12 protein-coding genes are annotated in these 14,058 nt (G+C 65.0%); 9 read left to right on the top strand and 3 right to left on the bottom strand.

The genetic code is table 11. The features are described 5' to 3' along the window. The first annotated feature begins 29 nt into the window (after nt 1-29). From RMP10_RS08915 to RMP10_RS08900, 4 genes are all read left to right on the top strand, one after another. The gene (locus RMP10_RS08915) at nt 30-1,064 is read left to right on the top strand and encodes a hypothetical protein (RefSeq protein WP_310569989.1); all 1,035 of its coding nucleotides are present in this window, start codon (nt 30-32) and stop codon (nt 1,062-1,064) included. Between the two features lie 69 nt (nt 1,065-1,133). Further along, complete coding sequence (locus RMP10_RS08910; protein WP_310569988.1) at nt 1,134-1,709, top strand: gluconate 2-dehydrogenase subunit 3 family protein; 576 nt, start codon at nt 1,134-1,136, stop codon at nt 1,707-1,709. Beyond that, complete coding sequence (locus RMP10_RS08905) at nt 1,702-3,423, top strand: GMC family oxidoreductase (protein WP_310569987.1); 1,722 nt, start codon at nt 1,702-1,704, stop codon at nt 3,421-3,423. Before RMP10_RS08910 ends, RMP10_RS08905 begins: the two co-directional genes overlap by 8 nt. Further along, the gene (locus RMP10_RS08900) at nt 3,423-4,316 is read left to right on the top strand and encodes a TIM barrel protein (RefSeq protein WP_310569986.1); all 894 of its coding nucleotides are present in this window, start codon (nt 3,423-3,425) and stop codon (nt 4,314-4,316) included. The genes RMP10_RS08905 and RMP10_RS08900 overlap by 1 nt, the downstream gene beginning before the upstream one ends. 159 nt (nt 4,317-4,475) lie before the next feature. On the opposite strand, the gene RMP10_RS08895 is transcribed toward RMP10_RS08900, so the two are convergent. Next, nucleotides 4,476-4,826 (bottom strand): four helix bundle protein, encoded by a 351-nt coding sequence (locus tag RMP10_RS08895; RefSeq protein WP_310569985.1) that lies wholly within the window; start codon nt 4,824-4,826, stop codon nt 4,476-4,478. A gap of 278 nt (nt 4,827-5,104) precedes the next feature. Between RMP10_RS08895 and RMP10_RS08890 the strand changes: the two genes are divergently transcribed. From RMP10_RS08890 to RMP10_RS08880, 3 genes are all read left to right on the top strand, one after another. Next, nucleotides 5,105-5,479 (top strand): BlaI/MecI/CopY family transcriptional regulator, encoded by a 375-nt coding sequence (locus RMP10_RS08890; RefSeq protein ID WP_171224114.1) that lies wholly within the window; start codon nt 5,105-5,107, stop codon nt 5,477-5,479. Continuing rightward, the gene (locus RMP10_RS08885) at nt 5,476-6,948 is read left to right on the top strand and encodes a M56 family metallopeptidase (protein WP_310569984.1); all 1,473 of its coding nucleotides are present in this window, start codon (nt 5,476-5,478) and stop codon (nt 6,946-6,948) included. The genes RMP10_RS08890 and RMP10_RS08885 overlap by 4 nt, the downstream gene beginning before the upstream one ends. Before the next feature lie 195 nt (nt 6,949-7,143). Continuing rightward, nucleotides 7,144-7,380 (top strand): hypothetical protein, encoded by a 237-nt coding sequence (locus RMP10_RS08880; RefSeq protein WP_310569983.1) that lies wholly within the window; start codon nt 7,144-7,146, stop codon nt 7,378-7,380. A 49-nt stretch (nt 7,381-7,429) separates the two neighbouring features. Here RMP10_RS08880 and RMP10_RS08875 read toward each other — a convergent pair whose 3' ends face one another. After that, nucleotides 7,430-8,029 (bottom strand): CDP-alcohol phosphatidyltransferase family protein, encoded by a 600-nt coding sequence (locus RMP10_RS08875; RefSeq protein ID WP_309672805.1) that lies wholly within the window; start codon nt 8,027-8,029, stop codon nt 7,430-7,432. A gap of 33 nt (nt 8,030-8,062) precedes the next feature. Next, nucleotides 8,063-11,020: a hypothetical protein gene (locus RMP10_RS08870; RefSeq protein ID WP_310569982.1), complete on the bottom strand. Its 2,958-nt coding sequence runs from the start codon at nt 11,018-11,020 to the stop codon at nt 8,063-8,065. A gap of 103 nt (nt 11,021-11,123) precedes the next feature. Between RMP10_RS08870 and RMP10_RS08865 the strand changes: the two genes are divergently transcribed. Together RMP10_RS08865 and RMP10_RS08860 are read left to right on the top strand one after the other, a co-directional pair. Continuing rightward, entirely contained in the window at nt 11,124-12,515 is a 1,392-nt protein-coding gene (locus RMP10_RS08865) for a hypothetical protein (protein ID WP_310569981.1), read from the top strand. Further along, a complete protein-coding gene (locus RMP10_RS08860) occupies nt 12,512-13,981 on the top strand; it encodes a DUF547 domain-containing protein (protein WP_310569980.1) in 1,470 nt (489 codons plus the stop codon). The genes RMP10_RS08865 and RMP10_RS08860 overlap by 4 nt, the downstream gene beginning before the upstream one ends. Nucleotides 13,982-14,058 lie beyond the last annotated feature (77 nt).

The raw sequence follows: 14,058 nt of genomic DNA, 5'->3' as shown, positions 1-14,058 counted from the left end.
ACGCCTCCGTGCCGACTCGCTCAATATTCATGTTCTCCCGTCAATCGTTCTCGCGCGTACTGGTCGCCGCCATCGCCATTGGTAGCTCGCTGACGCCAGTCCTGGCGATGGCGCAGACGGTGGCGAAGCCTGCCGCGACGCCGACGCCCAAGCCGACGCCCAAGCCGAAACCCAAAGCACAGGGGGCGCTCGGTCCGCAGTCGGGCGATCGTCACCTTGCCTTCAAGGGCAACGGCAGTGACGCCGACTCACTGTGGCCCGTAAAAACAGCGGCCCCGCTGCCGGGATCGATCATGCCGGCCAAGCGCGTGCTGGCGTACTACGGCAACCCGCTATCGAAGCGCATGGGCATTCTCGGGGAGTTCGAAACCAACGAGATGTTGGCCAAGCTCGTGGCGGATGCAGCGGAATGGACACGGCTCGATCCGGCGCATCCGGTGCAACCCGCGTTGCACCTCATCGCCATGGTCGCCAATCCCGACCCGGGCCCCAGCGGCAAGTATCGCACGCGTATGGACAGCGCACTGATCGAGAAGGTGTACGGCTGGGCGAAGTCGAAGAACGCGCTGCTGTTCGTCGATCTGCAGGTCGGCCAGAGCACGCTGCAGCAGGAACTGCCGTGGATCGAGAAGTTCTTGATGCGCCCCGACGTGCACCTCGGCATCGATCCCGAGTTTTCGATGAAGGCGAGTGGCGCGGTGCCGGGTCGTCGCATCGGCACTTACGACGCGGCCGACATCAACTACGCCATTCGATTTCTCGCGAACCTGGTGGACAAGCACAAGTTGCCGCCCAAGATTCTGGTGGTGCATCGCTTCACGCCGAAGGGCGTGACCAACGCGCGGAACGTCAAGCTCGACCCGAAGGTGCAGGTCGTGATGCACATGGACGGCTTTGGTGCTCCGTGGCTGAAGCGCGACACCTACTATCGCGACATCAAGCGTGAGCCGGTTCAGTTCACCGGCTGGAAACAGTTTACGAAGGCGAAGAACGACAAACCGCCGACGACGCGCGAAGCCATCTTGCGCCTGTGGCCTGCGCCGCTGTACATCCAAGTGCAGTAGCACCTCCCGCGGCCGCCGGACTGCAGTCGGGGAGGTTGATCGCCTCCCTGACTGTCATTGTGATCACGCATGCAACGCCGTGAACTCCTGAAAGCCGCCGCGACTGCGGCCGCCCTCACGCTGCTGCCCCGCGAGGCCCTCGCGGCCTGGGCCAAAGCCCTCGCCGACGCGGCACCGGCGGCCATGCCGTCCGCCGCTCAGCCGGCGCTGTTCAGCACCGCGCAGCGAGCCACCCTTTCCGCGCTCGCCGACGCGATCATTCCCCGCACCGAGACGCCGAGTGCGACCGATGTGGGTGTGATGGCATGGATCGTCGTCATTGCAGCGGACTACTACACCGACGCCGACCGCCGCGCGTTGACGACGGGACTCGACGCGATCGATGCGCAGGCACGGGCGATTGCCGGCCAGCCATTTGCCGCGATCACGGGCGACACGCTCACCCTGGTGATGAATGCCCTCGACACGCCATACGACCGCAACGCCCCCGCAGCGCGCGGCTACTCGCGCGTGAAGGGGCTGGTGATTCACGGCTATTTCACGAGCGAGCGCGTGCAGCGCGACGTACTGAAAACCGAAATCATGCCGGGTCGCTTCGACGGTGCCGCGGATATGCCCGCCCGCAACGGAGGCCGTGATGAGTGAAGACCTGACCATGGATGCCCAACCGCAGCGTCGCGTCTTCGACGCCATCGTGGTGGGCTCGGGGATCAGCGGCGGATGGGCGGCCAAAGAACTGACCGAACGCGGACTCGCCACCCTCGTGCTGGAAGCGGGCGGCCCGGTGGACTTCGGCGGCAAGGACTTCGTGGAGCATATCCAGCCGTATGCGATGAAGTATCGCGGATGGGGCGATCGCACGGCGCTGGAGAAGGAGCAGCCGGTGCAGCGGCAGTGCTACGCCTGCGACGAGACGGGCCGCAAGTTCTTCGTGAACGACCACGACAATCCGTACGTTGCGCCAGACGATGCGCCGTTCAAGTGGTTCCGCGGACGTCAGGTGGGTGGTCGTTCGATCATGTGGGGCCGTCAGGTGTATCGCTGGAGTGACCTCGACTTCGAGGCGAATGCAAAGGACGGACACGGTACCGACTGGCCCATTCGCTACAAGGACATCGCGCCCTGGTACTCGCACGTAGAGCGCTTCATTGGCGTGACGGGCGCCAAGGAAGGATTGGCCCATCTGCCCGACGGCGAGTTCCTGCCGCCGATGCAGATGACCGTCGTCGAACAGGTTGCGCGTGAACGCATTTTGAAAGCGTTCAACGGCGAGCGCGTCATGACCATCGGTCGCGCGGCGATTCTCACGCAGAATCACAACGGCCGCGCGGCGTGTCACTACTGCGGACCGTGCGAGCGCGGCTGCGTGACGCACTCGTACTTCAACAGCATCGGTAGCACGTTGCCCGCCGCCCAGAAGACGGGGCGTCTCACGCTGCGCCCGCACAGCGTCGTGGCCGAAGTCCTGTACGACGCCAAGCGTGGTCGCGCACGCGGCGTGCGCGTGATCGATGCGCGTACCAATCAGGAAACCGTGTACGAGGCGAAGGTGGTGTTCCTCTGTGCGTCCACCATCGAATCGGTGCGACTGTTGCTGAACTCCACCAGCACGCGCTGGCCTGATGGTCTGGCCAACTCCAGCGGCACGCTCGGACGCTACGTGATGGATCATCACTACGGCTCCGGCGCCGCGGGCACGATGCCCGGCTATCTCGACAAGCGCACGATCGGCCGTCGCCCGAACGGCATCTACGTCGCGCGCTTCCGCAACGTGAACACGAAGAGTGCGGACTTCCTGCGCGGCTACGGCATGCAGGGCGGCTCGAGTCGTTCCGGATGGGGACGCGGCAGCGGCATGGCCGGCTACGGCGCGGCGTTCAAGCAGTCGCTGATCGACGACCTCGGACCGTGGGGCATCAACATCGGCGGTTGGGGCGAAACCCTGCCGCACGCCGATAATCGCATCACGCTCGACGGGACCACGAAGGACAAGTGGGGCATTCCCGCCGCCCGCATCGACGTGCGCTGGCGCGAGAATGAGATCGCCATGAACAAGGACGTCTCGGCGAGCGCGGTCGAGATTCTCGAGGCCGCCGGCGCGATCAACGTGCGCCCGAATCGCACGATGCATCCACCCGGCCATTGCATTCATGAGATGGGCGGCGCGCGGATGTCCACGACCGCCAAGGAGGGCGTGCTGAATGGCTGGAATCAGGCGTGGGACGTGCCCAACCTCTTCATCACCGATGGCGCCGCGATGTCGAGCAGCGCCTGTCAGAATCCGTCGATCACGTACATGGCGCTCACGGCGCGCGCCGTCGCGCATGCCGTCGGTGAACTGAAGCGGAGAAGCCTGTAATGCCGACGCCGTCCGATCTCTCGCGCCGCGACGCCCTGCTGGCCCTCGGCGCCGCCGCCGTGACCGTCTCCACCTCGCCGCTCGGTGCCGCATCACCTGTCTCGACTGCGGGGCGGATGGACGCCGTTGCTGTGCGGGCCGGTCGTCTCAATCAATCCGTGGCGCGCTGGTGCTTCGCGCGCACGCCCATCAATGATCTGTGCGCGTCAGCGAAGAACATGGGCCTGATGGGCGTCGATCTCCTCGGCGATACCGAGTGGGCGGTGCCGAAGCAGTACGGCTTGCAGTGTACGATGGGCAACAGCTTCGGCGCGATTCCGGTGGGCTTCAACCGGCTGAATCAGCACGACAAGCTGGTGGCGGACGGGGAGGCGATGATCCCGAAGGCCGCGGCGGCAGGGGTCCGGAAGATCGTGGTGTTCAGCGGTAACCGCGGCGGCCTGTCCGACGGCGAAGGCATCGCGAACTGCATCACGGGTCTCAAGCGCCTCATGCCGACCGCCGAGCAACATGGGGTCGTGCTGTGCATGGAGATGCTGAACAGCAAGGTCGATCACAAGGACTATCATGCCGATCACACGGCATGGGCCGTCGAAGTGGCAAAAGGGGTGAACTCACTGAGCTTCCGCCTGCTGTACGACATCTACCACATGCAGGTGATGGAAGGCGACGTGATCGCCACGATCAAGGCGAACCTGCCCTGGATTGCGCATTTCCACACGGCAGGGGTGCCGGGCAGAAATGAGATTGATGGTGGACAAGAGCTGAACTATCGCGGGATCGCGGAGTTCATTGCGGGCACGGGATACGAAGGGGTACTCGCGCATGAGTTCTTGCCGAAGCGGGAGGGGATGAAGTCGTTACGGGAGGCAGTGGAGGTTTGTACGGTGTGATGGGGGGCTATGGGCTATGGGCTTTGGGCTTTGGGCTTTGGGCTTTGGGCTTTGAGCTTTGAGCTTTGGGCGGTGGGCTTTGGGCTTTGGGCGGTGGGCGGTGGGCGGTGGGCGGTGGGCTGTGGGCTGTGGGCTGTGGGCTTCTGCAAAAGTCAGATTTCAGGTGTCCAAGCGTTTGATGAGATTGATCAGCATGCCGCGGATGCGTCCGGTTTGCGCGAGTAGCTCGTCGGCCGTGCTACTCGCGATCACGTGTATTTCGCGGGCGAGCATCAGATGACTTGTCGCTTCGGTCGTCGAGCCTAATGCAACGGAGAGATACCGCGCGAACTGCGGATCGGTTCTCTGCCCCGACCCTTCGGCGATGTTCGCATGGATCGACTCCGCCGACGACTGGAGTTGATGCTTAAGGTTCGCGCGCCCTCTCGCCGCTTTGGCGATAGCGCGGTCAATCGCGACGGCGAAGGCGATTGCCTCGTGCCACACTCGAAGGTTTCTGAAGTCTTGCATGCCGCCGAGTGTAGCACATCCCGAGAAATGCGCGTGACCAGAACGACGCGCGCGTTCTCTTCTCACCGCCCATAGCCCATAGCCATAGCCCACAGCCCATAGCCCATAGCCCAAAGCCCAAAGCCGATAGCCCACAGCCCACAGCCCACAGCCCATATCCCAAAGCCCACGGCCCCCGCCCCAATGCCCCACCTACGGAGAAACCAGTTGACAATCCCCCCTCCCCTCCTCATACTACTGCCTAACCAGTACTGATTTCCCCGCAGCCCCCCTCCGCAATGACTGACGTCCATTTCCCCCCTCGCGAGCTTGCCGTCATGAGTGTCCTTTGGCGACTCGGCTCCGCGACCGTGGCTGATGTCCGCGACGCCATGGAGGAGGACCTCGCGTATACCTCCGTCCTCTCGGCCCTCCAGACTCTCGAGGACAAAGGCTACGTGCGCCACGAGCCCGAGGGGCGCGCCTACCGCTACTTCCCGGCGGTCGCCGCTGAACGGGCCGGTCGGAGTGCCCTGACCCGCATCAAGGACGCCATCTTCCAGGGGTCGGCCGAGCGCATGTTTACCCAGCTCGTGTCGGACAAGCAGCTCGGCCGCGAAGAGCTCGAGCGCATGCGGGCGCTGCTCGATGAGCGCCTCGGAGACGACGCATGACGCCATCGCTGATCATCGGCTGGATGACGCAGGCGATTGTGGTCAGCACGCTCCTCGCCGCGGCGGCGCTGGTGTTGCAGCGGCTCGCCGGTCGCGCGTTGCCGGTGCGCATGATCTGGGGCGGCGCCTTGTTCGCCTCATCGTTGCTCGTGCTCGTGGCCCCGTTGCGAACGATGCCGCGCGCGACACCTGAGACGCGCACGCTCGCCGCCGTCGGAACGCCGACGCCCCGGGCCAGTGCGTCCAATGGCATTGATGCGCGCGCCGTCGTCGCCGCGATGACCCGTCGCGTCAGTCAGGTGGTTTCCGCTCCCGTGTCGTGGGCCACCACCAGCATCGGCGGCGCCGTCGATCGTGCACCCGCCGCCGCACAACAGGCCGTCACGTACGCGTGGCCGCTCTCTTCGGCGCTCGTGCTCGTCGCGTTCGGTGTGAGCTACCGTCGTCATCGTGCGGAACTGCAGCGCGCCACGTTGCACCACATCGACGGCGTGGTCGTGAGCGTGACTGAAGCGCTCGGTCCCGCCGTGATCGGTGTGCGGTCGCCTCGTATCGCGGTTCCCGCGTGGCTGCTCGCACGCACGCCACACGAGCAGCGGCTGGTGGTGGCGCATGAGCAGTCGCATATCGCCGCCGGTGATCCGGCGCTGCTGCTCGCGGCCTGCGGTGCCATCGCCCTCATGCCGTGGAATCCAGTCGCGTGGTTCGCCCTCGCCCGGCTTCGCCTCGCCATCGAACTCGATTGTGATCGTCGCGTACTCGGCACCGGCGCCTCACCGCGGCAGTACGGCCAGCTCCTGATCGAACTCTCTTCGCACATCCCACAGTTCATGCACGGCGGCATCGCCCGCTCCCCGCTGGCGCTCACCAGCCCCGCCTTTTCCTACCACGCATCACATCTCGAACGGAGACTGATCACCATGACCTCACGACCGTCGCAGTTCATTCGCTCCCGTCGCCTCGTCAGCGGCCTGCTCGCCACCGTCGCACTTCTTGCCGCCTGTGAATCACAGCTGCCCACAGCCGCCGAGATGCAAAACATGGACGTAAAGCTTGTTGAGCGCCGCATCTCGCAATTGACGAAGCTCGACACCTTGAGCGTGGTCTATGTCGTGGACGGCAAGCAGGTCAGCCGCGCCGAAGCCAATGCGCTTTCAGCCGAGAAGATCGCGACCGTGAACGTCCGCGGAGGCACGGCCCAAGAGATCCGCATCAGCACGAAGGGCGCGTTGCCGTCGGCCGTCGTCAACGGCGCACCGGCGAGGGTGGTTGAGATGGCGGCAACGCCCAAAAAGCCGTTCGCCGGTCTCCTCATCGTAGACGGCAAAACGGTGGAATCCTCGGTGCTCAATTCGCTGTCACCCGAATCGATCGAGACTGTCGAGGTCATGAAGGGCGAGGCCGCGAAGTCGCTCTATGGCGACGCCGGAGTCAATGGTGTCATCAAGGTGACGACCAAGAAGAAATAGCTTGCGGTTTTCGCACGCCGAGCCGATACTGACAAACATGACCGCGCCCCACACGGCAGTTTCGCGACTTATCAGCCTTATTCCCGCCGACGTAACGATTCTCGTTACGTCGGTGCTAGTTGTACGCACCCGGGAGAGAGGCCTCGTCGTCGCCGCCATGTGACGCAACCGCCGCCCCTCCCGAGTTCTCACGGGATGGGCGACCTGGTCAGCACTGCCAAGGCCCTTCCCACGGAGGGGCCTTCGTCGTTTCAGGAGCACCCGATGTTCATGCGATTCGACCGTCAGCCGCAGTCCCGCGCCAATGCCGCGCACCAGCCCTCGCAGGATGCCACCGGCACGCCGTTCACGCGCCCCGGTTCCTCGAACACCGGCCGCACGGCCGGCCATGAAGCCAATGACTTCCGCGAGCAGGCTGACGGCGCACCCTGAGGGCGCAGCCTGAGGGTGTAGCCCGAGCGCGCTGCGTGAAGCCGACGCCCTACGACAACAGCCGTCGGGCGAGCGCCGTGCGCTGAATGGCCGTGATGGAAAGCAACGCGATCCAGACTACCAACACGTATCGACTGACCGACGGGGCGAGTGCAATCACCACGTACACCGCGGTGGTTTCGCCGCCCTCGGCCAGCGCACGCGTGAATTGGATTGATCGGTTTCCCTCGAGCGTCCGGTTGGCGCGCTCGGCGAGCGATGACAGCGCGAGCGTGGTGGTAATGGCCAGCACGTAGCCCAATAGCACCACCATCCACAGCACGACGTCGGCTGGCATCGCGATGGCGAAGGCGATCGCCATCGCGGAATACGCAAGCATATCGAGCGTAATATCGAGATAGCCCCCGTACAGCGACGCGCTCGCCGCAAGTCGCGCGAGCATGCCGTCGTAGCCGTCCAGCAATCGGCTCACGAGCCAGAGCACGATGCCGAACACCGGCAACTGCACGGCCACCAGCGCTGCGGCGGTAAGACCAAGGACCGCCGCCACCACGCTGACTTGGTTGGCCGTGATGCCTGCCCGATGCAGCGCCACCGCCGGCGCACTCCAGCGACGCGCCAGCCATTGCCGAAACGGTTCGTCGATCATGCCACGAAGCTAACGCGCCACGCGGCGGGTCGGTCAGAGCGCGCCACGATCGCCGAAGAGGTAGCGGGCCGAAAACTGGAACTGACGCGGCGGCGCGGCGGAGAACAGGTACACCGGGTCGCCCGGTCGGCCGAACTGCGTGCGACTTCCGCCGCCACCGATGCCATTCGCATACCCGCCCCATGCCAACGTATTGAGCAGGTTGAACACGTCGGCCCGCAGCTCGACGCCGCGCAACGCCTTGAGGCGCGGGCGATAGGCGGCGCTGGCACCGATGGTCACGAAGCCCGGCAACCGTTCGGCATTGCGCGCCACGCCGAAGAAGCGGTCGGCATTGCCAATGAAGCCGTTTCCGCGAATCGGCCCCGAGCCCAACAGGTCGTACCGTGCGAGTCCGCCACTGCTCACCGCGCCGGCCAAGCGGTTGAGCGGCACACCGGTTTGCGCGTCGCCGATCATGCTCACTGTGAACCCGCGCGGTGACTCGTACACGGAACGTACCGTCACGCGATGTCGACGGTCATTGTTGGCATCGGCCCATTCATCACTGGTGCACGCGGCACCGGTCACGGCATCGATGCGATCCGTGTCGAAACAGTTGCCCTGTGTGGCAGAGAAGTTGATGTCCTCGGTGTTGTTCTGCGCGCGTGACCAGACCCAGTTGGCATCGAGTTGCCAGTGCTCGGTCAAAGCGCGACGGGCCGCGACGTACATCGCCACGTAGCGCGCCGATCCACCACTTTGCGCGGTAGACACGCGCCGGTAGCCGGACGTCGCCGGGTTGTTTGGCCGCGACGCGTCACCGGGACACGAGAACGCGCTCGTGCAGGTGCGCGGTACGGAGTCGGCAACGGTGAGTCGACGCGCCAGCGGATTGAGATCGGCCATCCATGGCAGGTTCTGCGTCTCGCTCCACACCAGATCCGCACTCAGGGCCCACGCGCGGCCGAACTGGCGCTGGTAGCCCAGCGTGGTCTGCCAACTCATCGGCTGTTCGAGACCGAGGGCAAAGGTGCGGAAGATTTCGCGCGGCACCGACTGCACATTCGCGTTGGGAATGTTCGCTGGCAGCGGGCCGGCACCGAACGCGGGCGCACTCGCCCCACTGAACGTCAGCACGGCGTTGCCGGAGGCCCCGAGCTGTATGGCATCGGAATAGATCGCATACGGCAGCTTGCCGGCGTAGCGACCCACGCCACCGCGAATCACATCGTGCCCCGTCCGCGACCAGTTGAACGAGACGCGCGGCTGCACGTTGTCGAGATCGGGATCGCTTTCGCCGCGCGACGTGAGATCATCGTAGTCCCAGCGAAGGCCGCCCACCACGGTGAGTGACGGCGTCGGGCGCCACGTGTCTTCCACGAAGGCGCTGTACAGTGCCTGCGACAGGTTCACCTGCTGTGGGCGCGCATCGATCGTGTACGACTGCACGCGCGCATTGGCCGGAATATCGGAGATCGAGAGCGGACGTCCCGCCTGCGGCGAAATGTTGCCGTCGTTGAACACGACATACGACCCGTTGGGGTTCGTGCTGGCGGCCGCGAGGCGGAACGCGCCCGCGATGACATCACCACCCACGCGCAGTGTATGACCTTCGCCGACCTCGGCCTCGAAGACGTCGCGCACCTGCCACTGCCGTTCCGTCTCATCGAATACAAAGTTGCTGGAGCCGACAATCGCTTGCGTGGAAAGATCGGGCGCGAGCACGGTGACCTGTGGTCGTGAAAAGTCGCTGCGTGCCGGTGGGAAATACCACCGAAAGGTACCGAACTGCACACTCGCCGTATTCGACGCACGGCCGTCGCGCAGCGCACTACGGTGAATCAGCGCCGACAACGAGCCGATGCGGCGCGTGGTGATATCCGCTTCCGGCGTGAGCACACCGCTGCCGTCACCAGCGCGATCCACCGCGCTCGCCGCGAGACGCAGGGTGGTGGTCTGCGTAGGCGACCAGCCATGATCGAGCCGGCCATATCCCTTCCACGTCTGCCGTGTTTCCGTGCCCAGAAATTGCGCCTGCGCGGTGGACCCGATGCGATCTTCCTGCTCGCGCGTATACTCGGCGGCGGTGGCAAAGAAGGTGCGCGCCGGGTTGATCGCGCCACGCAACGATCCACCAGCCTGCACGCGCTGAAAGCCCTCTTGCCGGCGGGCCAGCGCATTCGGTTCGGCACCAAACGTGACCGGGACGCGGGCGTCGAGCGGGCGACCTGGCCGCTGATACAGGAACAGATCGCCGGCCAACGTGGCGCGACCGGCCGCCGAGGTGATGTCGACGATCCCGTCAGGACTGCGACCGAGTGGCGTAGAGTAGGTGTTGACCAAGGCGTCGATGCGCGCGATGGCGCCGAGCGGCACCTCCACCCGAGGACCGCCGAGGAAGCCTTCATTGTTGTCGAGCCCATCGAGCAGGTTCTGCGAGTACAGCGAGTTGCCACCATTGAACGACAGCCGTGGTGCGTCGCCGAAGAACCCCGTCGCCTGGGCGATACCGGGAATGTTGTACAGCAGCGCGATGGGGTCGCGCGCATCGGTGGGCAGCGACGTCAGTTCGCGCGATTCGATCGACCCACCCGTGACGGCATTGCCAGTGTTCAGGAGCGGCCGCACACGGGGGGCCACGACCGACACGGCATCCAGTGTCGCGAGCGACGTGAGCACCACCGACACCGACTTCACGCTGCCGGCGACGAGTGGTCCTACCGGGACACGCGTCGGCGAGTAGCCGCGGGCCACCACCGTCAGTACGATCGGTGATCCGCCCACAACCACGAGGCGAAACCGGCCTTCGGCGTCGGTGACGGCGCGAATACCCTGCCCGGTCGCCTCCGCGCCGGCCAGCGGCGCTCCCGGCTGACTGCGCACCGTCCCCTCGATCGTCGCGGTGGACGCCTGTCCCCACGCCGTGCGGGGGGCGATCATCACGACGGTGAAGTACAGCACGGCCGACAACCACCGTCGCGTCCGCGCGACGACTGATAATCCGTTCATCACAACTCCCATGGGTGGCGTTCAGGTCTGACCTGTTACGACTGGCGTACTAAGTCAGATTCCTCCTGCTGCGTTCCGCTTTCCTGCTCTCCAACCAACACGAATGGCCGTCAGTCCGCTCGATATCGCGACGTTTGTGGCCTTGCTCCTCCTGCTGGCTGGCGCCGGATGGCGCCGGTCTGTGTCGGCCACGTCCTTCACGGTGGCCTCCCGGGATCTGGCACTATTCCCGCTGGTGGCCACCCTGGTGATGACCGAGTTCAACACCAGTACTCTGCTCGCCTTCGCGGCGGCTGGCTACGGGGCGGGCCCGATGGCGCTCGCCCTGCCCGCGGTGTTTCTCGTGGGGTTGCTGTTCTATACCATCACCGTGGCGCGCGCCTGGAAGCGGTTCGACCGCCTGTCGGTTGCCGAGCTGTTCGCCGTCCGCTACTCGAAGGGCGTCGGGCGCACCGCATCGCTGCTGCTGTTGCTCGCGATGACCGGCTTCACCGCCACCTACGTCAAGTCGCTCACACTGCTTTTTACGCCCCTCGCGCCAGCGTGGTTGCCGGTACCGGCTTTGTCGGCGGTGCTTTCCATGGTTGTGCTGGTGGCGGTGCTCCCGGGCGGACTGGTTTCGATTGTGCGGGCCGATGTCGTGGCGTTTGTGGCCACGATCATCCTGTTGCCCTTGTTGTTGGTGTTGGGCATGAAGCAGAGCGCCCTCTCTGGTGGACTCTCATCGGTGTTCCCGTCGAGCCAGTTGTCGTTGAACCCGGTAGCGCAGTGGAACAATGCCGCGCTGCCGATGCGGTTCGTCTCCACGCTGATGGTTATCACCTGCTTCACCTACATCGCCGCGCCGTGGTACGGGCAGAAGATCTTCGCGGCACGCAGTACGTCGGTGGCATTTCGCGCGGTCGGCATCAGCGCCGTGCTGGTGTTCCTGCTGTATGGCGCCGTCGTGCTGGCGGCGGCACATCTGCGCGCGTCGCAACCGCTGTTGGCCGACGCCCAACTCGCCGTACCGACGATGGTGCTCGTGTGGTTGCCGGTGGGGCTGCGCGGCTTCGCCTACGCGGTGCTGTTCGGCGCGGCGCTTACGACGCTGGCCGGTGTATGGAGTGCCATGGCCACCATGATCGCCGCCGACTTCGGCGGCCCGCAGCTCGCCACGGTGTCGTCGCAGCGCCTTCTGCTGATCGGCTTCGCCGTCAGCAGCTGGCTCGGCGCGACCTTTCTCGTCGACCAGATTCTCGACCGGCTTATTCTCGCCAACATCCCGGTAGCAGCACTGTCGTTTGCGCTCCTCGCCGGCTTTCATTGGAAGCGGGCCACCACCGCTGGTGCATGGGCGAGCATGCTGGTTGGCGTCGTGTGGGGCACGGGCTGCTATCTCGTGGTCGGTGAAGCGGGCGGCTACACCTGGCCGTGGGCGATGTATGGTATCCCCCTGATTTTTGCGACGGGTATCATCACGTCGCTATTGACGTCGACCGGTGCGGAGCAATGAGTGATGTACGAGCTGCCCCGAGAGCCGGGGCATGGATTCGGCTGGTGATGTTCGGTGTCATCCTCGTTGCACTGTGGTACCTGGCGCGCGCGCTTGGATTCGATTCCTACATCAGTCCGGAGCGGATCGGGACGACGATTCGCGATGCGCGTGCGGTGCCCTTCGCAGCAGCGATCTTCGTGGCGGCCTACGTGGTGGTCACCACGATCGGACTTCCCGCCTTACCGCTCACGCTCGCCGGCGGCGCCATCTTCGGCGTGGCGGCTGGTATCGCTCTGACCTGGCTTGGGGCGACACTCGGTGCCACCGGCGCCTTCCTGCTCGCGCGCGCCTTGGGTGGCGATGCGCTACGGCGGCTGCTTGGCGCTCGCGCCGGCACACTTGATCGCATCCTGGGTGATGGGGCGTTCCTGACGATGCTGCGCTTGCGACTGATTCCCGTCGTCCCGTTCAACGCCCTCAACTTCGGTGCCGGCCTCGCTGGAGTGCGCCTCACGCACTATGTCGCCGCGACGGCCATCGGCATTCTTCCCGGAACGAGTGTGTATACGTATTTCGCCGATTCACTCCTCGCCGGCACTGACGGCGCGCGTCAGACGGCCTTCATTCGCGTCGCCATCGCCGGCGTGTTGCTGCTCGCGTTGTCGTATGCGCCGGCGCTGGCGAAGCGCGCCGGATGGATCAGCGTATTGTTGCTCTCACTGGTCACCGCCACCGTACCGCGCGTGTTACCCGCGCAGGCGGTTGCCGCCGTCACGAGTGCACCGGCGTCCGTCGTCGATCATCGCGCGTGGAACGCCATGCTTGCCGACTACGTAACGAACGGCATGGTGGACTACAACGCCTTTCAGCGCGACGCGCGGTTCACGGCCTACCTGGCGCAGCTTGGTCGGGCATCAGTGGCAACGCTTCCGCGAGACGAGCAACTCGCGTATTGGATCAACGTGTACAATGCGAACACCATCCAGTTGCTGAACAGCCGGAAAGAACGCACCTCGATCCGCGACATCAACAAGGTATTGGGCGTCACGCTCAGGAGCCCGTGGGCCGAGCCAATCGTGAAAGCCGACCGACGCACGCTCACACTCGACGACGTGGAGCATGAGATCATCCGCAAGCAGTTCAAGGATCCACGCATTCACGTGGCGCTGGTGTGCGCGGCCATGGGGTGTCCGCCGCTGCGCAGTGAAGCGTACGAGGCGGCGCGTCTGGATGCGCAGCTCGACGATCAGGCGCGCCAGTTTCTCGCGCAGTCTGCCAAGAATCGCGTGGTCGTGAAGAGCGGCACCGTATACGGGTCTCCGATCTTCACGTGGTATCGCGAGGATTTTGGCGGAACACTGCAGGGGGTCGGCGCCTTCTGGGCGAAGTATCTCCCGGCGGGTCCAGAACAGGAGCTGGTGCGCAGCGGACGCTTCACGTGGGTGGATACGGAATACGATTGGCGCATCAATCTGCGGCGCTGAATTCCTTCGAAGGGTCAAGCCGTTCAAGTCGTTCAAGGGGTCCGTTCAAGGGGTCAGAGTCGTTGAACGCTGGCGTT

Origin of the sequence: Gemmatimonas sp. (assembly GCF_031426495.1) — a bacterium.
In the GTDB taxonomy this organism is placed as follows: Bacteria; Gemmatimonadota; Gemmatimonadetes; order Gemmatimonadales; family Gemmatimonadaceae; genus Gemmatimonas.
Note: the sequence above shows the minus strand (reverse complement) of the source record. Positions and strands in the feature narration are given on the sequence as shown.